The 23,436-nt window shown below is 63.6% G+C and carries 24 protein-coding genes; 6 read left to right on the plus strand and 18 right to left on the minus strand.

Annotated elements, in window-relative coordinates:
* Window positions 1–1,503: an acetyl-CoA acetyltransferase gene (locus CDQ92_RS06075; protein WP_229667254.1), complete on the plus strand. Its 1,503-nt coding sequence runs from the start codon at window positions 1–3 to the stop codon at window positions 1,501–1,503.
* A 118-nt stretch (window positions 1,504–1,621) separates the two neighbouring features.
* Here CDQ92_RS06075 and amaB read toward each other — a convergent pair whose 3' ends face one another.
* Complete coding sequence (gene amaB / locus CDQ92_RS06080) at window positions 1,622–3,121, minus strand: L-piperidine-6-carboxylate dehydrogenase (RefSeq protein WP_088440623.1); 1,500 nt, start codon at window positions 3,119–3,121, stop codon at window positions 1,622–1,624.
* Between the two features lie 98 nt (window positions 3,122–3,219).
* On the opposite strand from amaB, the gene acs reads away from it, so the two are divergent.
* A complete protein-coding gene (gene acs, locus CDQ92_RS06085; RefSeq protein WP_088440399.1) occupies window positions 3,220–5,184 on the plus strand; it encodes an acetate--CoA ligase in 1,965 nt (654 codons plus the stop codon).
* Between the two features lie 219 nt (window positions 5,185–5,403).
* On the opposite strand, the gene CDQ92_RS06090 is transcribed toward acs, so the two are convergent.
* From CDQ92_RS06090 to CDQ92_RS06130, 9 genes are all read right to left on the minus strand, one after another.
* A complete protein-coding gene (locus CDQ92_RS06090) occupies window positions 5,404–6,561 on the minus strand; it encodes a serine hydrolase domain-containing protein (RefSeq protein WP_158213765.1) in 1,158 nt (385 codons plus the stop codon).
* Window positions 6,562–6,637: 76 nt separating this feature from the next.
* Window positions 6,638–7,369 (minus strand): proteasome-type protease, encoded by a 732-nt coding sequence (locus CDQ92_RS06095; RefSeq protein ID WP_088440401.1) that lies wholly within the window; start codon window positions 7,367–7,369, stop codon window positions 6,638–6,640.
* A gap of 48 nt (window positions 7,370–7,417) precedes the next feature.
* A complete protein-coding gene (locus CDQ92_RS06100; protein WP_088440402.1) occupies window positions 7,418–8,221 on the minus strand; it encodes a transglutaminase family protein in 804 nt (267 codons plus the stop codon).
* Window positions 8,218–9,159: an alpha-E domain-containing protein gene (locus CDQ92_RS06105; protein WP_088440403.1), complete on the minus strand. Its 942-nt coding sequence runs from the start codon at window positions 9,157–9,159 to the stop codon at window positions 8,218–8,220. The genes CDQ92_RS06100 and CDQ92_RS06105 overlap by 4 nt, the downstream gene beginning before the upstream one ends.
* Window positions 9,159–10,556, minus strand: coding sequence for a circularly permuted type 2 ATP-grasp protein (locus CDQ92_RS06110; protein WP_188682313.1), 1,398 nt, complete (start codon window positions 10,554–10,556; stop codon window positions 9,159–9,161). The genes CDQ92_RS06105 and CDQ92_RS06110 overlap by 1 nt, the downstream gene beginning before the upstream one ends.
* Before the next feature lie 187 nt (window positions 10,557–10,743).
* Complete coding sequence (locus tag CDQ92_RS06115) at window positions 10,744–11,478, minus strand: sulfite exporter TauE/SafE family protein (RefSeq protein WP_088440404.1); 735 nt, start codon at window positions 11,476–11,478, stop codon at window positions 10,744–10,746.
* Window positions 11,479–11,493: 15 nt separating this feature from the next.
* On the minus strand, window positions 11,494–14,229 hold the full coding sequence (gene secA, locus CDQ92_RS06120; RefSeq protein ID WP_088440405.1) for a preprotein translocase subunit SecA: 2,736 nt from the start codon (window positions 14,227–14,229) through the stop codon (window positions 11,494–11,496).
* A gap of 109 nt (window positions 14,230–14,338) precedes the next feature.
* Window positions 14,339–14,599 (minus strand): hypothetical protein, encoded by a 261-nt coding sequence (locus tag CDQ92_RS06125; RefSeq protein WP_237246111.1) that lies wholly within the window; start codon window positions 14,597–14,599, stop codon window positions 14,339–14,341.
* Between the two features lie 290 nt (window positions 14,600–14,889).
* A complete protein-coding gene (locus tag CDQ92_RS06130) occupies window positions 14,890–15,405 on the minus strand; it encodes a hypothetical protein (RefSeq protein WP_088440407.1) in 516 nt (171 codons plus the stop codon).
* A gap of 109 nt (window positions 15,406–15,514) precedes the next feature.
* On the opposite strand from CDQ92_RS06130, the gene CDQ92_RS06135 reads away from it, so the two are divergent.
* Entirely contained in the window at window positions 15,515–16,318 is an 804-nt protein-coding gene (locus tag CDQ92_RS06135) for an SDR family oxidoreductase (RefSeq protein WP_088440408.1), read from the plus strand.
* A gap of 42 nt (window positions 16,319–16,360) precedes the next feature.
* Here the strand turns inward: CDQ92_RS06135 and CDQ92_RS06140 are convergent, their stop codons facing one another.
* The 8 genes from CDQ92_RS06140 to CDQ92_RS06175 form a co-directional block, all read right to left on the minus strand.
* Window positions 16,361–17,074 (minus strand): head GIN domain-containing protein, encoded by a 714-nt coding sequence (locus CDQ92_RS06140; RefSeq protein WP_088440409.1) that lies wholly within the window; start codon window positions 17,072–17,074, stop codon window positions 16,361–16,363.
* A gap of 43 nt (window positions 17,075–17,117) precedes the next feature.
* Window positions 17,118–17,885, minus strand: coding sequence for a head GIN domain-containing protein (locus tag CDQ92_RS06145; protein WP_088440410.1), 768 nt, complete (start codon window positions 17,883–17,885; stop codon window positions 17,118–17,120).
* 61 nt (window positions 17,886–17,946) lie between these two features.
* Window positions 17,947–18,597, minus strand: coding sequence for an NrsF family protein (locus CDQ92_RS06150; protein WP_088440411.1), 651 nt, complete (start codon window positions 18,595–18,597; stop codon window positions 17,947–17,949).
* A gap of 1 nt (window position 18,598) precedes the next feature.
* Entirely contained in the window at window positions 18,599–19,120 is a 522-nt protein-coding gene (locus tag CDQ92_RS06155) for a sigma-70 family RNA polymerase sigma factor (RefSeq protein WP_088440412.1), read from the minus strand.
* The gene (locus tag CDQ92_RS06160; protein ID WP_088440413.1) at window positions 19,117–19,575 is read right to left on the minus strand and encodes a DoxX family protein; all 459 of its coding nucleotides are present in this window, start codon (window positions 19,573–19,575) and stop codon (window positions 19,117–19,119) included. The genes CDQ92_RS06155 and CDQ92_RS06160 overlap by 4 nt, the downstream gene beginning before the upstream one ends.
* A gap of 3 nt (window positions 19,576–19,578) precedes the next feature.
* The gene (locus CDQ92_RS06165; RefSeq protein WP_088440414.1) at window positions 19,579–20,274 is read right to left on the minus strand and encodes an HvfC/BufC N-terminal domain-containing protein; all 696 of its coding nucleotides are present in this window, start codon (window positions 20,272–20,274) and stop codon (window positions 19,579–19,581) included.
* Window positions 20,267–21,133: an MNIO family bufferin maturase gene (gene bufB, locus CDQ92_RS06170; protein ID WP_088440415.1), complete on the minus strand. Its 867-nt coding sequence runs from the start codon at window positions 21,131–21,133 to the stop codon at window positions 20,267–20,269. The genes CDQ92_RS06165 and bufB overlap by 8 nt, the downstream gene beginning before the upstream one ends.
* A gap of 5 nt (window positions 21,134–21,138) precedes the next feature.
* A complete protein-coding gene (locus CDQ92_RS06175) occupies window positions 21,139–21,432 on the minus strand; it encodes a BufA1 family periplasmic bufferin-type metallophore (RefSeq protein WP_088440416.1) in 294 nt (97 codons plus the stop codon).
* Between the two features lie 163 nt (window positions 21,433–21,595).
* Between CDQ92_RS06175 and CDQ92_RS06180 the strand changes: the two genes are divergently transcribed.
* Genes CDQ92_RS06180 through CDQ92_RS06190 form a run of 3 tightly spaced genes read left to right on the plus strand, consistent with a single transcriptional unit; the run spans window position 21,596 to window position 23,433 of the window.
* A complete protein-coding gene (locus CDQ92_RS06180) occupies window positions 21,596–22,072 on the plus strand; it encodes a GreA/GreB family elongation factor (RefSeq protein WP_088440417.1) in 477 nt (158 codons plus the stop codon).
* The gene (locus CDQ92_RS06185) at window positions 22,069–22,248 is read left to right on the plus strand and encodes a hypothetical protein (protein ID WP_056368868.1); all 180 of its coding nucleotides are present in this window, start codon (window positions 22,069–22,071) and stop codon (window positions 22,246–22,248) included. Before CDQ92_RS06180 ends, CDQ92_RS06185 begins: the two co-directional genes overlap by 4 nt.
* A gap of 6 nt (window positions 22,249–22,254) precedes the next feature.
* Window positions 22,255–23,433 carry a BaiN/RdsA family NAD(P)/FAD-dependent oxidoreductase gene (locus tag CDQ92_RS06190; protein WP_088440418.1) on the plus strand — a complete coding sequence of 393 codons (1,179 nt, stop codon included), beginning with the start codon at window positions 22,255–22,257 and terminating at the stop codon, window positions 23,431–23,433.
* Window positions 23,434–23,436: the final 3 nt, after the last annotated feature.

Below are 23,436 nucleotides of genomic sequence, written 5' to 3' on the forward strand. Positions count from 1 at the left end.
ATGACGATGACCGATCCCGAGCGTATTCCCGTCATCATCGGTGTCGGACAGGTCAATGATCGTCCCAACGATCCCGATCAAGGGCTGGACTCGCTAGAGCTGATGGTCGCCGCGCTCCGGATTGCTGCTGAGGATGCTGGCGTACCGCTGGCCGATCTCGACAGCCTCGCGATCGTCGATCAAATCAGCTTTCACCACCTTGGCAAGCTGTGCGAACCCCTCGCCGCCGCGATCGGCGCGACGCCTGCGATAAATTACCAATCCGCTGCGCCGCACGGCGACACGCCGGTGCGTCTGCTCAACGAGGCTGCGAACCGCATCGGCGCCGGCGAGGTCAAACTCGCAGCGATCGTCGGTGCTGAGGCGCTGCGCACCGCCGCGGGCCGCGCCGCCAAGGCCGCCAGCGGCGAGGATAAAAGCTATAACGCGATCCGCAAGGTCGCGACGCGGCGCGAGCCAAATTACGCGCAGCTGCACGGGCTGGCTGCGCCGGTCGATGTCTATCCGCTCTACGAGAATGCGACGCGCGCCGCGTGGGGTCAGAGCCTGGAAGACGCGCAATTCGAGAGTGCAGAGATCTGGTCACGCTTTTCCGAAGTCGCCGCAGCGCACGAAGGCGCATGGATCCGCAAAGCGTCGTCGCCCGAGGACATCCTTCGAGTCGACGAACGCAATCGCCCGATCGCTTTCCCCTATTCAAAACTGATGGTCGCCAATTCGTCCGTCAATCAAGGCGCAGGCTTCATCGTCGCCAGCCTCGCCGAAGCGTGGCGGCGTGTCATCCCCGAGGACCGGCTGATCTACGTCGGCATGGGCGCGGCGGCGAAGGAGCCCGCCAGCATCCTCCACCGCGACCGCTACGACGGCAGCGTCAGTATGGAAACGTCGATCACGCGCACCCTCGCACTTAACGGCATGACGGCGCAGGATTTCGACCATGTCGAACTTTACAGCTGCTTTCCATGCGTGCCGAAAATGGCGCGGCGCATCCTCGGCTGGCCGTGGGACCGCCCCGCGACGGTGTTCGGCGGGCTGACCTTTGGCGGCGGCCCGATCGCCAACTATATGAGCCACGCCATCGTCTCGATGGTTGATCGGTTGCGCGCCGAGGGTCGCCATGGCTTTCTGTTCGCCAATGGCGGCTTTGCAACCGACAATCATTGCATTGTTCTCGGGAGGGAGCCGATCGTCGGAGCGAGCTTCCCGCAGGATTTCGACTATCAGGCCGAAGCCGAGGCAAAACGCGGCGCGGTGCCTGAGTTGACCGAGGACTATGCCGGACCGGCGACGATCGAAAGCTACACGGTGTTCTACGGCCGCGATGGGGCGCCAAAGGCGGGTGTTGTCGTTGCGCGCACCCCGGATAGCGCGCGCACGCTCGCGCATGTTGATGTCGCGGATGCAGCGATGGTGGCTTTTCTGACGGACGGGACGCGGGAGCCCGTTGGCACAACTGGCCAAGTCGTTGCACTCGAAGAAGGCTTCGGCTGGCGGGCGGACTGACGCCGCCCACCCTGTTCCGTTCGCATCCTGCGAAGTCGAGATGCCCATCGGGCGTGTACGGCTTCACGGTGTCTCGACTTTGCGCGACACGAACGGGGTTTTGAGCAGCCGCTCGCCATCAAAGTTCGAAACTCACACCCTGTGCTAGCGGCAACGCATCCGAATAATTGATCGTATTCGTCGCGCGCCGCATATATTGGCGCCAGCTGTCCGACCCGCTTTCGCGGCCGCCGCCGGTTTCCTTTTCGCCGCCGAACGCCCCGCCGATCTCAGCGCCGCTCGTCCCCAGATTGACGTTCGCGATCCCGCAATCGCTTGCCGCCAAAAACCGCTCGGCTTCGCGAACATCGGTCGTAAAAATTGCCGATGACAATCCCGCCGCGACATCGTTGTGCAGGTCGATCACCGCATCCAGATCATAATAGCGCATCACGTAGAGGATCGGAGCAAAGGTCTCGTCGAGCACCGGCCCGACCTGTCCCGGCATTTCGACCAGCGCGGGCTTCACAAAATAGCTGTCGCCGTCGCCGACCCGCTCGCCGCCATGAACAACCCCGCCCACAGCCTTCGCTGCCCCCAGCGCCTCTTGCATCATGTCATACGCCGCGCGGTCGATCAGCGGCCCGACCAGCACCTCATCCTCGAGCGGATTGCCGACGCGCACGCTGCCGTAGGCGCCCTTCAATCGCGCAACAAAGCCGTCATAAATACTGTCATGGAGGAACAACCGCCGCGTCGTCGTACAACGCTGCCCCGCCGTCCCCATCGCGCCGAACGCCACGCCGCGCAGCGCCAGATCGAGGTCAGCCGATGGCGCGACGATCGCGCCATTGTTGCCCCCCAGCTCAAGGATCGCGCGTGCAAATCGCCCCGCAAGCCGAGGCGCCACGCTGCGCCCCATCCGTGTCGATCCGGTCGCCGACACCAGCGCCACCCGCCGATCGTCGACCAGCGCCTCACCGATCTCGCGCCCGCCGATCAGCAATTGCGACAGCCCCTCGGGCGCATCGCCGAAACGTGCCGCCGCGCGAGCGAATACCGCCTGCACCGCCAATGCGGCGAGCGGCGTCTTTTCCGACGGTTTCCAAACCACGCTGTTGCCGCACACCAGCGCCAGCGCGGCATTCCACGCCCACACCGCGACCGGAAAATTGAACGCCGAGATCACGCCGACAACGCCCAGCGGGTGCCAGACCTCCATCATCCGATGCCCCGGCCGCTCGGTGGCGATGGTCAGGCCATAGAGCTGGCGAGACAGCCCGACCGCGAAGTCGCAGATGTCGATCATCTCTTGCACCTCGCCCGCACTCTCGGACGGGATCTTGCCGGCTTCGATCATCACCAGCCGGGCCAGATCATCCTTAGCCGCGCGCAATTCCTCGCCCCACAGCCGCACCAGTTCGCCGCGGCGCGGCGCGGGAACATGACGCCAGCTGCGGAACGCGGCGCTCGCCCGATCGAGCCGTTCGTCGATCGCCGCAGCATCGACGGTCTGTACCATGCCGAGCTGTTCGCCCGTCAGTGGCGTCACGGCCGGCATCTTCCCTTCGGTCCAGGCCGCGCGGGAAACCCCCAGCCGGTCGAGCAGATCACCTATCACCTGGCCCAGTTGAACCATATTCCGCCCCTTCGTCGGCGCCATCGCGCCTTGCAACTTGTGGCTCGCGGGTTATCGCAGCCAGCAACCGAGTCAAATCGAAAGCGGGAGAAGCAGACGTGTCAGACCTACCCCCATCCGAACCGCTGATTCCCGTTCCGACCGACGCCGCGGCAAACACACATTGCACCGCCGCCGATTATGATCGCCTTTATGCCCAAAGCATCGACGACCCCGACACCTTCTGGGCCGAGCAGGCAAGGCGTCTCGACTGGATCACGCGGCCAACAAAGATCGCGAGCTGGTCCTACGATCCGGTCGAGATCAAATGGTTCGAAGACGGCGTCCTCAACCTCTGCCACAACGCCGTCGACCGCCATGTCGCGGCGGGCCATGGGATGCGCACCGCGATCATCTTCGAGCCCGACGCGCCCGATGGCGAATCACGCACGATCAGCTATGCCGCGCTGCTCGCCGACGTCATCCGCTTCGCCAACACGCTGAAGAAACTGGGCGTCCAAAAGGGCGACCGCGTCACCATCTACATGCCGATGATCCCCGAGGGGGCGGTCGCAATGCTCGCCTGCGCCCGCATCGGCGCCGTCCACAGCGTCGTGTTCGGCGGCTTCTCGCCCGAGGCGATCCACGGCCGGATCGAGGATTGCGGTAGCGACTGGGTGATCTGTGCCGACGAGGGCCTGCGCGGCGGCAAGGACGTTCCCTTGAAGGCCAATGTCGACAAGGCGCTTGAGCGCGTCGACGTCAAAGCCGTCCTCGTCATCGCACACACTGGCGGCAACGTGAATATGAAGGAAGGCCGCGATCATTGGTACGACGCGCTGTCGGCCGACGTCGGCGCCGACTGCCCCTGCGAGCCGATGAACGCCGAAGACCCGCTGTTCATCCTCTACACCTCGGGATCGACCGGCAAGCCCAAGGGCGTGCTGCACACCGTCGGCGGCTATAGCGTCTGGACCGCCAGCACTTTCTTCTATGGCTTCGACTATCGCCCCAGCGAGATCTTCTGGTGCACTGCCGACATCGGCTGGGTCACCGGACATTCCTACGTCGTCTATGGCCCGCTCCAGAATGGCGCGACGACACTCATGTTCGAAGGCGTTCCAAACTATCCCGACCACGACCGCTTCTGGCAGGTCGTCGACAAGCACCAGGTCAACATCCTCTACACTGCCCCCACCGCCATCCGCGCGCTAATGCGCGAGGGCGATGATTATGTGACGCGCCACGACTTGTCGTCGCTCCGCCTGCTCGGCAGCGTCGGCGAACCGATCAATCCCGAGGCGTGGCGCTGGTACAGCGACACCGTCGGCAAAGGGCGCGTCCCTGTCATCGATACGTGGTGGCAGACCGAGACCGGCGGCATCATGATCACCACCCTGCCCGGCGCGCATCCCGCGCAGCCCGGCAGCGCGGGCAAGCCGTTTTTCGGCATCCGCCCGCAGCTCGTCGATGCTGAGGGCGGTGTCCTCGTCGACGAACAGACCGGCGGCGCCGCCGAGGGCAATTTGTGCATCACGCACAGCTGGCCCGGACAGGCGCGGACGATCTACGGCGATCACGCCCGTTTCGCCGAAACCTATTTCTCGACCTATAAGGGCAAATATTTCACCGGCGACGGCTGCCGCCGCGACGCCGACGGATACTGGCGGATCACGGGCCGCGTCGACGATGTGATCAACGTGTCGGGCCACCGCATGGGCACCGCCGAAGTCGAAAGCGCTCTGGTGCTGCATGAACTCGTCGCCGAGGCCGCGGTCGTCGGTTTCCCGCACGATATCAAGGGTCAGGGCATCTACGCCTATGTGACGCTCAACGCCGGGGTCGAGCCGACCGACGAGGTATCCGCGGCGCTCAGGCAGCAGGTCCGCAAGGAAATCGGCCCGATCGCAACCCCCGACCATATCCACCTGACCCCGGGCCTGCCCAAGACGCGTAGCGGCAAGATCATGCGCCGAATCCTGCGCAAGATCGCCGAGAATGACTTCGGGTCGCTCGGCGACACCTCGACGCTGGCCGACCCGAGTTTGGTCGATGGATTGATCAAAGGGCGGAAGAACAGATAGTCTCACCATCGTCATCCCGGACTTGATCGGCGATTATCCTGGTTAGCTAATGATCGGCAGTCCTCTGTCTTTCGCCATGCTGAACTTGTTTCAGCATCCATGGCCTTGCCGTTCTCGCAACGCTGCTCCGATGGAGCGGGCGGACTGTGGATACTGAAACGAGTTCAGCATGACGGAGGCTAGAGCAAGCGTGAACTTACACCTGCGAGATTCGTCGAACTATTCCGCCAGCGCCGCGCACAGCCCGTCGGTCGCCAACGCCACGCGCGATTCCGCCGTTTCGCGATTGACGACGCTGTTCTGCACCTCGCGCGTTTCGGTATTGAACGCCAGCAGGCTCCCGACCCTCTGATCGGGGCAGAAACTCAGATAGGCGCGAAAGCCGTTCTGGTCGCCATTGTGCCCGACAAACCCCACCGCGGCGCTGCGATCGATGAAGAAGGACAGGCCGCTCTGCGTCGTCGTCGCCATGCGGCCTTGCGTAAAGTCGTCGCCCGCCGAAATCTGCGGCTGCCACATTTCCTCGAACGATGAGCGCTTCAACACCCGATCATATTCGGTCGCACGCGCCGGATCGCCGACCAGGAACGCCAGATATTTCGCCATGTCGGGCATTGGCGCGTTGAGCCCACCGTTCGACACCGTCACTCCGGTATCGACGTCGAATGGCGCGGCGACCCGCTTGCCATCGCGGATAAAATAGCTGTGCGAGCGATGCGGCAGCAGGTGCGGCGGGGTGCGGTCGAAATAGCTCGCATGCATCGCCAGCGGCTTCAGGATGTTCTTGTCGATATAGACTTCATAATCCTCGCCCGACAGGCGCTCGATCACCTGTCCCAGATAGACGATTCGGGGGTTGGAATAGCCGAACCGGCTGCCCGGTTTAAACTCGACCGCGGTATAGGGCAGCATCGCCACCAGCTGCGACCAGCCCGCCGGCTCGAACGGCTGCCAGTCGCGCGCGCGCCACGGCCATGTCCCGCTGCGAAAGCCCGCGCTGTGGCTCATCAGCTGGCGCAGCGTGATCGCGCCCGTATCGCCATAGGGATTATGCACCGCCGCGAGTTCGGGGACATATTTGACGATCGGGTCATCGAGCGACAGCAGCCCGCGATCACGCAGCTGCATGATCGCGATCCCCGTCATCGTCTTGGTGATCGATGCCCAATGATAGATGGTCCGGGCATCGACCGGCACATGAGCGTCGGCATCCTGTTCGCCAAGATGATCGGCCGCGACCGTCCGCCCGTCTCGCACGACATAAAAGCTGCTCCCGGCGATATTCGACCGGCGCATTTCGGCGCGATGTCGCTCGCGAAAATCGTGCAGCGCCTTGTCGAAGCGCGCCTCATCGGCAGCGGCCGGCGTGGCGGTCAAAACAAGCGCAGCAGCAATCCAGCGCGTCATGGCAATCCCTCCCGGTGTGGTACCCGGGAACGGTGGCCGAAGGCGATCAGAAATGAAAGTCGGGAAGCTCGGCGAGCGCGATGCCCAGCGCCTCGGCCCAGCCATTGGCAACGCTGTCGAAATAGGGGTCGCCGCGTTCGAAGCGCCGTTCGCGCACCGTCGTATAATCGTCGCGCTCGTGGATTTTCAGGTCGATCGGCAGGTCGACCCCGGCGTTGGCGCGGATCGTCGAGTCGAACGATACGCAGAGGAGCTTGACCGCATCCTCGAACGACATCGCCGGATCATAGGATCGCACGATGATCGGGCGGCCATATTTGGTTTCGCCGATCTGGAAAAAGGGATTGTCCTCGCCTGCCTCGATAAAATTGCCCTCGGGATAGATAAGAAACAGCCGCGGCTCGGCGCCCTTGATCTGTCCGCCAATAATCAGTGAGGCGCGAAAGGGCGATGCCGCCGCCGGTCCTTCGGCATTGTGGCGCATCACGATCTGGCGCAGCGTTTCGCCGACGATTGTCGCGATCTGGAACATCGATGGCGCTTCGAGGATCGACGGGTGGCGGTCTTCGGGCGCCTTGGTCCGTTCGTCGAGCAAGCTGACCACCGCCTGCGTCGTCGCCAGATTGCCCGCCGACATCAACGTGATAACGCGCTCGCCCGGCACGTGCCAGCTGCGCATCTTGCGCACCTGTGCGATGTCGTCGACACCCGCATTGGTGCGGGTGTCCGACATGAACACCAGCCCTTTGTTCAACCGCATGCCAACGCAATAAGTCATCTAATCCCGTATCCCCGCCACGGATCGTCCCGTGTCCCCGCAGCCCGCTTATTGCTGGACCTGCAATTGGACAACCAGATTTTCCTGCGCCGCACCATAACGCATGCCGCGAACCGGGGCGGCGTCGCGATAATCGAGACCGGTGGCGACGCGGATATAGCGCTGGTCGGGCGAATGACCGTTGCTGACGTCAAACCCGATCCAGCCGATATGATCGAAATGCGCCTCGGCCCACGCATGCGTTGCGTCCTGCTGCGTCCGGTCGTTCATCATCAGATAGCCCGACACATAGCGCGCCGGATGCCCCAGATGGCGCATCGCGGCGATGAAGATATGCGCATGATCCTGGCACACCCCGCCGTCGCTGCCGAGCGCCTGTTCGGCGGTGGTCTCCGCATCGGTAAAGCCGATCCGGTAAGCCAGCCGGTCGATGATCAATGCCGACAGCGCGTGCGCGCGTTCGATGTCATTGGCGTAATCGCGGCCCAGCTGGGCGGTCAGCGCGCGCACTTGCCGCCCCGCGCGCGTAAGCGGCGTCGGGCGCAGAAAGATCCACTGCGGCATTGCGCCGCGGTGCGCTCCGATCACCCCGTCCCAGGTTTCGAGCTCGACCGTGCCGTGACAGCGGATCGTGAGTTCGGTCACGCCGCCATCGATCGCGATCAGGTCGACGCCATTGCCGTGGTGATCGGTGTAGTGGAGTTGCTGCGCGCCGCCCTCTATATCGATCGCCCAGTCGACGATATGCTGCTGCCCCGGCCGGTTCTTTGGCGTCAGCTTGAGCTGCTGCAGCGCATATTTGACCGGCGCATCGTAATGATAGCGGGTGATATGTTCGACGCGGAGTTTCATTCGACAAAACGATAGTCGCGCTCGACCTGCCGCGCGAGGTTGGCAATATCGCGCAGGAAGCCGGTCACATACTGGTGGAGACCGCCGTCAAAGATCGACTGGATCGGCGCATTGAGCTTTTCGTGGCTCAGCGCATGCGCCAGCCGCCAGGCGTCGGTCTCTTCGCCATAATGGCGCTGCAGTTGGGCCAGATGATTCTCCATCCGCTCGCTGCAAAATGCCAGGCTGCGGGGCATCTGCGGATAAAGGATCAGGAACTCGGCGATCTTCAGCGCGCTGATCTCCGCCCCGTACAGCCAGCGATAGGCGCGGTGCGCCGACACCGAGCGCAGGATCGTTTCCCACTGCACATTATCGATCGAGGTGCCGATGTGCGCGACCGAAGGCAGCAGCAGATAATATTTGACGTCGAGGATCCGCGCGGTGTTGTCGGCGCGTTCCAGATAGGTACCGAGCAGCGCGAAATGATAGCCGTCGTTGCGCAGCATCGTGCCGTTCAGCGCGCCGCGCACCTGCGCGCTCTGCTGGCGGATCGTCGTCAGCACATCGGGCAGGTCATCCTCGCGCACCTGCCGCTTGAGCAGCGCGGTCAGCGTCATCCAGCTGGTGTTGACCGCCTCCCATGTCTCGCGCGTCAACGCGGTGCGTGCGGTGCGCGCGTTGTCGCGCGCCTGGCGGATCACCGACAAGATGCTCGACGGGTTGGCGGGATCGCGGAGCAGGAAATCGATCACCCGCGCCGAGCTGTAGTCGCCATGCGCCGCCTGAAACGCCTGATTGACCCCTGCGGTCACCAGCACCGATTTCCATTCCGCCGCCGCGGTCTGCGACCGGGTCAGCGCGATGCGGAACCCCGCATCGATCAGGCGCGCATTATTCTCACTGCGCTCGAGGTAGCGCGCCATCCAGAAGAGGCTGCCTGCGGTCTTGCCCAGCATCAGTCTTCCAGTACCCAGGTATCTTTGGTCCCGCCGCCCTGGCTCGAATTGACCACCAGCGACCCCCGGGTCATCGCGACCCGCGTTAGCCCCCCAGGGGTGATCGTGATCCCCTGCGGCGACATCAACACGAAGGGTCGCAGATCGACGTGGCGCGGCGCCAACCCCTTTTTGGTAAAGATCGGCACCGTCGACAGCGACAGCGTCGGCTGCGCGATATAGTTGCTCGGGTTGGCCTCCAGCTTGGCGCGGAACGCCGCCAGTTCCTTCTTGCTCGCAGCGGGGCCAACGAGCATTCCGTAGCCGCCCGATCCATGCACCTCTTTGACCACCAGTTCGGGCAGGCGATCGAGCACCTCGCGCAGATGCTCGGGTTCCGAACAGCGCCACGTCGGCACATTGGGCAGCAGCGCCTTTTCGCCCGTATAAAATTCAATAATGTCAGGCATGTAGCTGTAAAGCGCCTTGTCATCGGCGATACCGGTGCCGGGCGCGTTGGCAATCGTGATGCCGCCGGCGCGATAGACGTCCCAGATCCCCGGCACGCCCAGCATCGAATCGGGTCGGAAGTTCAGCGGGTCGAGGAAATCATCGTCGACGCGCCGATAAAGCACGTCGATCGCCTTATACCCCTGCGTCGTGCGCATCGCGACGCGGCCATCAACGACGCGCAGGTCATGCCCCTCGACCAGTTCGGCGCCCATATGATCCGCCAGATAACTATGTTCGTAATAGGCGCTGTTGTGAATGCCCGGGGTCAGCACCGCGACCGTCGGAGTCCCGCCGCAGGCGGGCGGCGCGCAGGCCGCCAGCGATTTCAGCAGGTTGATCGGATAATCGCTGACCTCACGCACCGGCACTTTGGCGAACAGCTCAGGAAACATCTGGAGCATCGTTTCGCGATTCTCGAGCATATACGACACCCCCGACGGGGTACGCGCATTGTCCTCGAGCACGTAAAATTCATTGGCGCCGGTGCGGACGATGTCGGTGCCGCTGATGTGCGTATAAATGCCGCCGGGCGGATCGAGTCCCATCATCATCGGCAGGAACGCCGCGTTGCCAGCGATCAGGTCGGTCGGCACCCGGCCAGCGCGCAAAATCTCCTGCCGGTGATAGATGTCGTAGAGAAACGCGTTCAGCGCGCGCACGCGCTGTTCGATGCCGCGCGACAGGCGGCGCCATTCGCTGGCTGAGATGATGCGCGGCACGACGTCGAAGGGGATCAGCCGCTCATCGCCATCGACCGCGCCATAGACGTTGAAGGTGATCCCCGTAGTGCGGAACAGCGCTTCGGCCTGCACCGCCTTGTGTTGGATACGCGCCACATCCTCGGCCTCGAACCACCCGCAATAGTCTCGATAGGGCGACCGGGTTTCGCCCTCCTGGCTGTTCATTTCGTCAAAGAAGGAAATGCGCCTGCCCTTTCCACGCAACGTGCCAATTCGTACCGCGCCTGATGCGCCAGTCCGGCGCGGCGTCCCGTGTTCCAGCTGCTGCGTCGCTTGTCAGCTACGTGGCCACCAAGCTTGTAATGCCGATGCTAGCACCGCCGCACGGGAAGGCAAGGGCACAAAAAAAGCGTTAGAAACCAAACAACAGGCGGATCGCGACGACCCCAACCAGCACCGCGGTGAGCCGCCGGATCAGCGCCGCGGGTCCGCTCTTCACCGCAAGCTGAGTCCCGATGGCGCCGCCGATCAGCACCGCGACCAACAGCGGCCAGTGGCTCGCGACGGCACCGATCATTTCGCTGCCCTTGCCTTTTAACAACTGACCAGTCAGCCCGAAGAGGCTGTTGACGAGAATGAAGAAGCTCGCAGTCGCCGCGACCGTCCGGGCTTCGGCCCAGCGGATCAGGTGGAGGATGGGCGCGAGAAAGATGCCGCCGCCGATCCCGACGACCCCCGCAAGAAAACCGAGCGCTGCAGCAATCGGTAGCAACAGCCTGGGCGACAACTGCTCGGGCTTGGCCTTCTGCGGTTGGATCAGCAGCGCGACCGCCGAGGCAAGCAGTGAAAGGCCAAGCAGGACGACAAGCACCCCCTGCTTCACCGGCGTCAGTCCGCCGAGAAATGCCAGCGGCGCTGCAACCGCGACGAGCGGCAGCGCCTTTGCCCACGGCATCGCGCCCGACCGCGCAAAGCGGATCGTGCCGCCGCTGACAACGATGATGTTGCACGCCAGACTGATCGCCGGAACGAGCCCAACCGCGACGCCGCCGAGGAGCAGCAGCGCGGTATAGGTCGACCCGCCACCAAAGCCGACCGCAGCATAGAGCAGCGCGGTCAAGCCAAAGAGCGCGGCGAGCCCCGTCATCGCGTCAGAGCAGAATCAAATCTGGCCGTGGCAATGCTTATACTTGCGGCCCGACCCGCACGGACACGGCGCGTTGCGGCTGATTTCGAGCGACGCATAGGGATTTTCACCCTCGGGCATGTCAGGACGCGGGATCTGCATCGGCGGCAGCGTATTCGCGATCACGCCCAGCCCGCCGCTATCGATGTCCGCGCTGTTATCTTCGCCAGTGAACGGGTCGATGTGGGTGGTCAGGAAATCGGGCAGATCGGGCAGCGGCATCGCTTCCGGCTCTTCAAAGCGCAGATCGATCCGCGCCACAGTCCGCGTCACATCCTCGCGGATGTTCGACAACATGCGTTCGAACAGCGCAAAGGCTTCCTGCTTATATTCGTTGATCGGCTGTTTTTGCGCATAGGCGCGCAGGAACACCACCTGACGCAGCGCGTCGAGCGTTGCCAGATGCTCTTTCCATTGATGATCAAGCGTCTGCAGCAGCACCGATTTTTCGATGCCCTTCCACGTATCCGCATCGACGAGCCCGGCCTTCTCAGCTGCGGTCGCGTCGGCCATCGCCTGAATGCGTTCCTCGAACATTTCGGGATCGACCGCGTCTTCCTGCATCCAGTCATCGATCGGCGGATTAAGGTCGAGGATATTGGCGACCCGCTCCTTCATCTGCTCGATATCCCATTGTTCGGGATAGCTCCCCGGCGGGCAGGCGTCGGCGACAATCGCGTTGACCGTTTCGGCGCGCATCGCGACCATAACATCGTCGACCGTCTCGCTGTCGATGATGTCGCCGCGCTGTTCGTAGATCACCTTGCGCTGGTCGTTCATGACGTTGTCATATTCGACGACCTGTTTGCGGATGTCATAGTTGCGCGCTTCGACCTTTTTCTGCGCGGTCTCGATGGCCTTAGACAGCCATTTCGACCCGATCGCTTCGCCATCCTCCAGATTCTTGTTCATCATCTTGGAAAACAGCGTGTCAGGGCCAAAGATGCGCAGCAGATCGTCGTCGAGGCAGAGGTAGAATTTCGACAGGCCGGGGTCGCCCTGACGCCCCGAACGGCCACGCAGCTGGTTGTCGATGCGGCGGCTTTCATGACGTTCGGTCGCGAGCACAAACAGCCCGCCCGCGGCTTTCACTGCTTCGCGCTCGGCGGCAACTTCGGCGGTGATGCGCGCGATACCTGCATCGCGCTCGGGGCCTTCGGGGACATCCTTCAGCTCGTCGTCGATGCGGAATTCTTCGTTGCCGCCCAATTTGATGTCGGTGCCGCGACCCGCCATGTTGGTCGCGATCGTCACCGCGCCGGTACGTCCCGCCTGCGCAACAATATGCGCCTCGCTTTCGTGGAAACGCGCGTTGAGGACGCTGTGCGCGACGCCTTCCTTTTCGAGGTAGGACGACAGCAGCTCGGATTTTTCGATCGACACGGTGCCGACCAGCACCGGCTGGCCGCGCTCGTTCGCTTCGCGGATCGTCTTGGCGATCGCGCCGAACTTGTCGGCGATATTTTTGTAGAACTCATCCTCGTCGTCGATGCGCGCGATCGGACGGTTGGTCGGGATGTTGACGACATTCATCTTGTAGATGTCGAAGAATTCCGCGGCCTCGGTCGCCGCGGTGCCGGTCATCCCGGAAAGCTTGGGATACATGCGGAAATAGTTCTGGAAGGTAATCGATGCGAGGGTCTGGTTCTCGGGCTCGATCTGCACGCCTTCTTTGGCCTCGACCGCCTGGTGCAGACCGTCGGACCAGCGGCGCCCGTCCATCATGCGGCCAGTGAATTCGTCGATGATGACGACCTTGCCGTCCTTGACGATATAGTCGGTGTCGATCCGGAACATCTGGATCGCCTTCAGCGCCTGATTGACGTGGTGGACGACCTGGGTGTTCTCGATGTCATAAAGGTTGCTGCCCTGGAGCAGCCCTGCATCCTCGAGCAGCCGCTCGACATGCTCGGTGCCGTCTTCGGTCAGGTTGATCGATTTGGACTTTTCGTCTTTCTCATAATCATCCTCGGTCAGTTGCAGGACGACCTCATTGACGCGAATATACAGCTCGGACTTGTCGTCGGTCGGGCCGGAGATGATCAGCGGGGTGCGCGCTTCGTCGATCAGGATCGAATCGACCTCGTCAACGATCGCGAAATTGAAGGTGCGATGGACCATCTGCTGGCGGTCGAACTTCATATTGTCGCGCAGGTAATCGAACCCCAGCTCGTTGTTCGTCGCATAGGTGATGTCGCTGCCATAGGCGTCGCGGCGCTGCATTTCGTTGAGGTTCGGCACGATAATCCCGGTGGTCAGCCCCAGGAAGCTGTAGACCTGCCCCATCCATTCGGCGTCGCGTCGGGCGAGATAGTCGTTGACGGTGACGACATGGACGCCCTTGCCTTCGAGCGCGTTGAGATAGGCCGCAAGCGTCGCGACCAAAGTCTTACCTTCACCGGTTCCCATTTCGGCAATCTCGCCGCGGTGCATGACGATGCCCCCGATCATCTGGACGTCGAAATGACGCATGCCGAGCGTGCGGACCGCGGCCTCGCGCACCGTCGCAAAAGCTTCGGGCAGGATGTCGTCGAGCGTCTCGCCGGCTTGGAGGCGGGCGCGGAACTTCGGCGTCTGCGCCTGCAGCGCCGCGTCATCATACGCCTGCATCGTGGGTTCAAAGGTGTTGATATTTTCGACGATCTTGCGGATCGAGGCGACATAACGGTCGTTGGACGAGCCGAACAGGCTCTTGGCGAGGCCAGAAAACATCGAATATTCCTTGGAATGTGAAATGGAGAGGCGGCGTGCGGGCCGCAAGAATATGCAAGAAAACCCCACGCAGGGCGGCGCCTGACGAACAGGACGCTAAAGCAGCGCTCTACTCGAGCGCGCGGTCGCTACCGGTGAGCAGGCCGGGGAGATGCGGCGGCGCGGCTTTGCGCGGCTTGCGGCCGATGCCACCGCTAGATCGCCGGGTCGGCGCAGCGACGGCGGGACGGCGTTCGCTATCGCTGGCTTCGGCCTGCCCCGCGGTTTCGGCGAGCAGCACAAGCGCACCCATTGCCGCCGGAACGGCAGGCGCAGCAACCGCCCGGTCGGCGGTCGCCAAGCCGGTCAGCAATGCCAATAGGGTCAGCAATAACCGCAAGAATCGCCCCTGTTATCGTTGGAGCATAAGATATTGCGCCCCGTTCCCTGAACATAGGGTGAAAGCGGGGCTGCGTCTAGGGGGAGGTTATGGCCCGGAATTGCCGGGGGCTCGCTACAATGGCGGCTTCCGGGTAGGGATCCGCCCTCATGTCTTCGGCACCCCGGACTCGATGCGGAATCCATGCGGCCTTGAACAGCGTTTTACCGAGAGGGCGGCTGGATCCCGGATCAAGTCCGGGATGACGACAGTGGGTGTCCGCGCCTAGTCGAAACCCGCGGTCAGCCCAAACCCGGGTTCAACCCCTTCACCTCGATCAAAAAGCTCTTCGGCTTCTTGAACAACTTGCTCTTGCGGTTGACCGTCAGCCCGACAACCTCAGCCAGCTCCATCACGAAATGCACGCAGTTGCGTTTGTTCAGGCTGTAACTCGGCTGCTCGCGGTCGCGCCATTCGGCGATCCTTGCCATTAGCCGCGCATAGGTTGCGTCATCGACCGTGACGTCGAACTGGCGGTCGCTCTTGGCGATATAGTCCGGCTTCGAAGTCTGCACCTTGCCCTTGACCGACCCTAGCAGGATCGCGGGGCTGACAGACGATGCGGTGAAGCCGTAATTGGCGTGGACCGCCTCCCCCGTCGCGTCGATCTTGCCCTTCAGCACGATGAAAGCGTGCGGAAAACGGTCGCCGAAATCGTGGCTGTAGAAACTCACCACAACCTCGGCGCGGGCCGGGGTGGTCAGGCCGACGCAAAAAAGCATCAACGACAGGAGGAGCAGACGCAGGCCGCGGGTCATCGCCGCACTCTTAGCCAGCGGCAAGCGACCTTGCCAAGCCGCGATTGTCGCTTGACGCGAACGTCACCTTCGCATCATGTCCAACTGACAACAATGTAAAGAGGGGCGGATGGCACGAAAGACGATTTTCATCACCGGCGGCGGATCGGGCATTGGCCGCGCGGTCGCGCGCCATTTCGCCGCTCAGGGCTGGTTCGTCGGGATCGCCGACGTCAACCGCGCCGGGATCGACGAAACCGCCGCGCTGCTGCCCGACGGCGCCTCGTCGCGCCATGTGATGGACGTGCGCGACCGCGACCAGTGGGCCGCAGCACTCGATGCCTTTGCCAAGGACAGCGACGGCCGCCTCGACGTGCTGTTCAACAACGCCGGGATCGGTACTGGCGGCCAGTTCGCCGACATGCCGCCCGCCGAAGCTGACCGGTTGATTGCGATCAATTTCGGCGGCGTCGTCAACGGCATCTACGCCGCGTTGCCGTTACTGCGCGCGACCCCGGGATCGACGATCCTCAACACCGGGTCCGCATCGGGATTTTACGGCGTCGCCGGTCTCGCCATATATTCCGCGACAAAATTCGCGGTGCGCGGGTTGACCGAGGCGCTCGAAATCGAGTTCTCCAAACACGGCATCAAAGTGCGTTCACTGATGCCAGGCTTTATCGACACTCCGCTGCTCAATCAGGTCAGCGCCGACAGCAATGCACCGGCGCGCGAACGTCTGTCGCAAAGCGGGTTCGAGATCGTCCCGGTCGAACGCGTTGCAGAAGCGGCGTGGGCTGCGGTCCACGGCGACAAGGTTCATACAACGGTCGGCAAGATGGCAAAGCGGTTGTCGCGGCTCGCGCGCTGGTTCCCGGGACTGATCATGCGCCAGTCGAAGAAGATCGACGGGCTGGGAACGGCGGGTCAATAGCCCGACGCAGGGCTAGAAGTCCGTTCGTGGCAACCGAACGAACTAACGTTTGACCGCCCCGCATTGCACCGACCCATTGCCGATATTACGCACCGTACACACCGGCTTGCCCAGCACGACGGTCTTGCCAACCCCGCGCGCCGTTACCCTGGCGGTTTTCACCGCGCGCAGGACATGGTCGCCCGCGCCTTCGCCATCGAACGTCAACATGTCGACCGCCAGCGCCCCGGCAACGAACATCCCGGCGCCCGACAGCGTCATTTGCGCTTGTTTCGCAGTACCACCCAGCGTCATCGTGCCATTACCGATCATCGTCACCGACAACCGGTCGGTTGCGATCGTTCCAACCGACAGCGTCCCGGGGCCGCGCAGCCCAACGGTAACGCGACCTCCCTTCATCCGGTCGATCCGAAGCAATCCTGCACCGCCCATCGTCGCAGATCGCAGGTTCGCGGCATTGATCCGGATCGTCACCGCGCCGCGCGGCGCCCGCCGTTCCGCATCGCCCGCAAACTGGCGCTGGCCGATGACTAGCCGCCCGTCGCGCGCATCGATGGTCAGCCGATCGAGCGCGTCCTGCGACCCCGTCGCCACCGCGCCGACGGGCGCGCGGGTCGTTACCTCCACGATATAATCGGCGTTGACCTCGATTGCCTCGAAGCTCGTCAGCCCAAAGCGTTTTTCGGCCGCCGCAGCGGGAGCAATAACGAGTAGAACGATGGTCGCCAGTGCGGCGGTTCGGAGGGCAAGCGTCATCGTGCCGCCTTACCCGGTCCGGGCAGGCAGCACCAGCGCCGCCTTACTTGCAGCTGACTGATCCTGAACCGAGCTGGCGCGACGAACATTTGGCGCCGCCACCCAGCGTGACATCGCCCGACCCCAGGATGTTGACGTCAGCGGTGCCGGTCGCCTGCGCTTCGACATTGCCCGATCCGGTTATCGACACCTCGAGCGTCTGCGCGACGAGCCCGTCGGCGTCGATGTCGCCCGATCCGGTCACGCTATACTCGCCCGCATCCACCGTGCCGCCGCCGATTTCGATGTCGCCGGATCCCGATACGCTAATGTCGGCGCGCTTGCCGGTCAGCTTCGCGATCTTGAGGTCGCCCGATCCCGTAACCACTGCCTCGACCGCATCGCCATCGACGCTGTCAGCGTCGATCGATCCCGACCCGGTCAGCCGTATCCCGTTGAGGCGCGGCATGGTGATGGTAATTTCGACATCACCGTCGTCGCGGCTCGAAAAGCTGAAACCTTCCCGCTTTCGTCCGATCGACAGCGTCGGACCGTCGACGTCTATCTCCAGCCGGTCGAGCAACGCCTGCGGCCCCTTGGCACTGATCGAAAAGGCTTCGCCTTGGCGGATGGCGACATCGTCCGGGCCGGCGACCTTGACCTCAGTGAACCCGGTCAGCGCATAGCTTTTCCTCGCGACCGGACCCGCGTCGGCGGATCCTGTCGTCCCACTCTTGCGCTGCTGGTCGCCGTCCGCGCGGTCGGCACCGCTGCATGCGGTGACCGTCATCGCCAAAGCCAGCGGCAGCACCGCCATCGTCCAGTTACGCATCGCCAATCTCCTTTGTGTGTTACCTATATAATACACAAAAGAAGTATTTTGTCCAGCGCTCCTACCAGCGCAGCAACGGCGCCAGCAGCACGCGGCCGGCGACACCCGACAGCGCGACCGCCAGTCCGTGCCAGAGCCCGATATGAATCATGTCGTTCGACGCGCAGTGTAGCGCGATGATCGTTGCGCCCGCAGCGCCCGCCGCGATACCGATCACCCAGCCCGCGCGCGTCGGCGACGTCGGCGCACCGACCTTGAGCCAGGCGAATAGCGCCGCTCCCACCCCCAGCCCCGCGAACACACCCTGTGCGAGGCAGTGCAGACCATTGTCGGGGCGCGCCGCATCCATCGCAGCGTGACCGTCGCTCAACGCCATCACCACGGCGGAAAAAGGCAGCGCGAGCGCTGCCAGCCCGGCCCAGCGCCACCCGCCATAATCGCGGCCGACGCCGGGTAATCCCATCCGCAACGCGCTCCACGCCGCGGCAAAACCCAATGCGACGATCAGCCAGAAGGCAAGCAGCGGCAGCGGCGGCATCATCGCGCCATCCGCCAGGTCGTGCCGCGGCCCGGCGAGCCACAACAATGCCGCGGCGCCAACGAGCCAGCCACCCGCCACCCACAGCGATCCGCGCACGAGGCGACGCGGTTGCACGGGTTCAAGCTCCCCCGCCAGATCCTCGATCAGATTGTCGATCGATCCATTCGTCATTTCATTCGCTTTCAATCAACTGCGCCAGCTTCTTAAGCCCGCGATGGATATTCACCTTCACCAGCGACTCGCTCTGTCCGCAAATCTGAGAGGCTTCGGCGATCGAGGCGCCCTCGATCTTGACCAACATGATCGCCTGCGCCTGTCCCGCCGGAAGCAGGGTGAGCATGCGGTCGAGGCTGAGGCGCGCGTGGACGACCTCATCCTCAGCCCCGACCGCCGCGTCGCTCTCGCCCAGTTCGATCTCGTCGCGCTGGCGGCGCAACAGGTCGATCCAGCGATAGCGCGCGATCGCCGCCAGCCAAGGCAGGAACGGCCGGCTGTTGTCACAGGTCGCAAGCTTGCGGTGCACCGACACTAGCGTCTCCTGCACCAGATCGTCGATCTGATGCGGTGCGATGCGGCGCGCAAAATAGCGCGCCAGCCATTTACCGCAATCGCCGAGCAAGGCGCGATAGGCCGCGCGGTCGCCGCGCTGCGACGCCGCCATCAACCGCGCCAGCGAGGGTTCGTCGATGCTCATCTGCGCCGCAGCGTAGCAGCAACGGCATCGAGCGCGAACAGTCCGCCGCCGCGCACGATCAACATCGCCGCCATCGCCGCCCACAACAAATGCACCGGCCACCATGCATCGGGGAATACGAAAATCTGAATCACCAGCGTCATTACCAGCAGCCCGCCAGCCGACAATCGCGTCGCGAGGCCGAACAGCAACAACAGCGGAAAGACATGCTCGGCGTAGGTCGTCAGTGGTACCGCAATTGCCGGGTCCAGTGGCAAGCCCGAAAATTCCGACGCGAACAGATCATATTGAATCGGGTCAATCTGCAAGAAACTGCCTTCGACGACCTTCGTGCGCCCCGAGCGCCAGAATATCCCGGCAAGCGCAACGCGCAGGAGGAGCAACGCGATCGATTCACCGACGCGGCCCGACACCAGCGCGACACCGCGATCGTAAAAGGCAAAAACGCCGTTCATTTATCAAACCCTTTCGAAAGCCCCGGCGGCGATCAGCGCCGCGATGGCCGCTCCGCCTTCGGGATGTTCTTCGGCAAGTTGTGCGATAAGGTTACCCAGCGGCGTCATTTCGTCCGCCATCTCTATCGCCGCGGCATCGGCAGGCCCGACCGCGTGCAGCTGCACCATGGCCTCGGGTCGCACCACCATCAATGCGCCGACGTCGGTCGCAAATGCAGGATCGACCAGCAGCGCAGCGGCATGGGCCAGCGTCACGACGCGGGTCGCCGGATGGCGCCGGACGCGAAACGCCAGCAGCGCCGCTTCGTCCAACTGCGCCAGGTCGGTCAGCGTCAGAGCCACCGTGTCGGGCGCGTGATAGCTTTCGAGCCACGCCCATTCGACGCGTGCGAGGTCAGCGGCGCTCGGATCGACGAGCCAGTCGGAAAAACTCTCCCCGATCAGCGCTAGTGACCGGCCCTGCGCGCCGCCGCCGTCGATGAAGGCGCGCGACAGTCGATTGAACTCGCCTTCGCCCAGATAGTCGCGGGTACGGGGAAAAGTGTCTTCGAGCGCGACAAGCCGCGCGTGCGAGATGGTGTTGGCATGGACGCGCAGGCCGCGCAGCACCGCAGCGCGGCCGCCCGCGAACAATCCGGTTGGCAGGTGATCGGGACCGCGAAGCAGCGTCGCGGCGATCGCCGCCTGCCCGTCAAGCATCGACTGGCTCGCGCGCCAGTAGCGCGTCGGCCTTGGCTACCTCGGCCATCAGCACCGCAAAATCGGGAACATCGCTGTCCCATTCGATCAGCACCGGTTTCGGCCCGGCGTGGCGCCGAAAGGTCGCGAGCAAATCCCAGCAACTGTTGCGCACCGCTGACCCATGGTCGTCGATTGCGATCGTGCCGCCCATATCGTCGGCCTTGCGGCTGTGCCCCGCGACATGTACCTCGCCGACCAGCGCCGGATCGAACCTGTCTAGCCATGGCGCCGGATCAAGCCCAAGGTTGAAGGCCGACACCTCGACATTGTTGATGTCGAGCAGCAGGCCGCAACCGGCGCGGCGGCACAGTTGGTGGAGGAAATCGACCTCTTCCCAATCGTCGCCAGCGTAAGCGAGATAGCGCGAGGGATTTTCGATCAGCATCGACCGCCCCAAGCGGTCCTGCACGCGCCCGACTTCACGCACGAAATGGTCCAGCGCAGCATCGCTGTAAGGAATGGGAAGCAGGTCGGGAAATTTGTCGTCCGGCCCGTTGCTCCAGCTGAGGTGATCCGACACCATCGCCGGTTCATAACGGTCGCACAACGTCGCCAGCGATTCCAAGTCGCCAGTATCCGCACCGGCCGCCGAACCCAGCGACAATCCGACCGAATGAAAGCTCAGCGGCACATGTTCCGCAATCGCGGTCAGCCAGCGATGCGGAGGCCCGCCTGCGCCGAAGTAATTTTGGGGATGAACTTCGGCCCAGGCGGGCGGGGCACCCCGCTCCGCCGCCGCCAGCACGTCGGCATAATGTTCGGGCTTGAGCCCGAAACCGGCGCGCTGCGGCAATTCACGGAGCGGGCGGGGGGGCACTTGGCTCAGCTCTTTTTGGCGACCGGCTTGGTGTTGCCCTTATGCGCGGCCAGCGTGCCGCCCATCTTTTCGCAGCTGCCCTTGGTCACATATTTCCAGGCGTTGCCCTGGTAATCGACGGTCGAGGTACCGGCGCAGCTGGTGCCCGGACCGGCGGCGCAATCATTCTTGCCCTTCAGCGATACGCCATAGCAGCGCTCCTTGGCACCGTCGGCGGCAACGGCGGGTACGGCGACCGCTCCGGCGGCCATGGCGAGAACCGCCGAGGCGGCGAGCGACAGTTTCAGGCTGTTTGACATATTGGATACTCCCTTTGAAAACGGACGATGCGGAGGATGGCATCGACAGGAGTTTCGGCGGCGCGCACCCAAAGGTTACGCTTCACCTGGTTTATCGCGCCATTTTGTCGCCACCTTCGGCGCGCAGGAGCGGCTTTTGCGATTTCGACCGGAAAGCCAGACCATGAGCGTAGCGTTTCGCCGCGAGGGCGACGACGAGCATAAGGAACCCGAGTTCGAGCTGCCCATCGCGGTCGGCCCGAATCTGGTGACGCCGCGCGGGCTGCGACGGCTCGTCGAAGCGGTTGCGCAAATCGAAGCCGAGATCGCGGCGACCGGCGACAAAGAGGCACGCAAGAAATTGCAGCGCCGGCTGCGCTACTTCCACACCCGCCAATCGACCGCCCAGGTGCAGGCGCCCCCTGCCGATGGCAGCGTCGGTATCGGCAGCCGCGTGACCTATCGCCTGAACAAGGCCGAAAAAACGATCACCATCGTCGGCGGTGACGAGGCTGACCCGGCGCTCGGCTGCGTCGCCTTTTCAGCGCCGCTCGCTCGCGCACTCATGGGCGCCGAGGCGGGAGAGAGCGTCGAATATCAGGGCCGCGACGATGCGATCGCGATCCTCGCGGTCGAAACCGACCCGGAGACGCAGGCATGAAAGACAAGTTCGAACGCCACAAACAGCCGTGGACGCCGGCCGAGATCGACAAACTGCATACGCTCGCCAAAAAAGGCATGCCGCTGAAGTCGATCGCCAAAGCGCTGACCCGCAGCGAGGAATCCGTGAAGGCGCGCGCCAAGGCCGACAGCCTGCCAATCGCGAAGCTGCACTGAGGCACCATGTCCACTACCGAATTTGATGCCATCGTGCTGGGTGCCGGCGCGGCCGGATTGATGTGCGCCGCGATTGCGGGTCAACGCGGGCGGCGCGTGCTGTTGCTCGACCACGCCGATCAGGTGGGGAAGAAGATCCTGATCTCGGGCGGCGGGCGGTGCAATTTCACCAATGTGAATACCGCGCCCGACCGCTTTATCTCTGCGAACCCGCATTTCGCCAAATCGGCGCTCGCCCGCTACACCCCCGCCGATTTCGTCGCGCTCGTTGATCGCTATGGCATCGCATATCACGAAAAGACGCTGGGCCAGCTGTTCTGCGACGGGTCGGCGAAACAGATCGTCGCGATGCTGTTGGAGGAGGCAGCCAATGGCGGGGTCGACGTCCGCACCGGCCAGCCGGTGCGTGATGTCACGCACGCCGACGCCAAGTTCACCGTCCGCTTCGGCGACGCCAGCTTTTCCGCGCCCGCTCTCGTCATCGCCACCGGCGGCCCGTCGATTCCGCAGATGGGCGCGACCGGCTTCGCCTATGACCTCGCGCGCCAGTTCGGACTCAAGGTCGTCGAGCCGCGCCCCGCGCTCGTCCCGCTCACGCTTGGCGGCGACGATGTGCTGTTCCGCGAATTGTCGGGCATTGCAGCGCCGGTCGAGGCGCGCGCGGGCAAGGCGGCGTTTCGCGAAGCGGCGCTCTTCACGCATCGTGGCCTCTCGGGTCCGGCGATTCTCCAAGCGAGCAGCTATTGGCGTCACGGAGAGCCCGTCACGATCGATTTCCTGCCCGACACGCCAAAAGACTGGCTGCTCGAAGCCAAGCGCAGCCGTCCACGCGCCACCCTGCGCGCCGCGCTGGGCGCGATGCTCCCCGATCGCCTCGCCGAAACGCTCGCCGAACGCCTTGCCCTCACGGGCGAACTCGCCGCGCAAACCGACCGCAAACTTGCTGATGCCGAATCGCGTCTCACGCGCTGGGATTTCCGCCCCAATGGCACCGAAGGCTTCGCAAAAGCGGAGGTCACCGTGGGCGGAATTTCGACCGCCAGCCTGTCGTCGCAAACAATGGTGGCCAAAACCGTTCCAAACCTCTATGCGGTCGGCGAGGCCGTAGATGTCACAGGGTGGTTAGGCGGCTATAATTTTCAATGGGCCTGGGCAAGCGGACACGCTGCCGGACAGGTGATTTAAGCC

The sequence above is a fragment of the Sphingopyxis bauzanensis genome, assembly GCF_002205675.1.
GTDB classification, from domain to species: domain Bacteria; phylum Pseudomonadota; class Alphaproteobacteria; order Sphingomonadales; family Sphingomonadaceae; genus Sphingopyxis; species Sphingopyxis bauzanensis.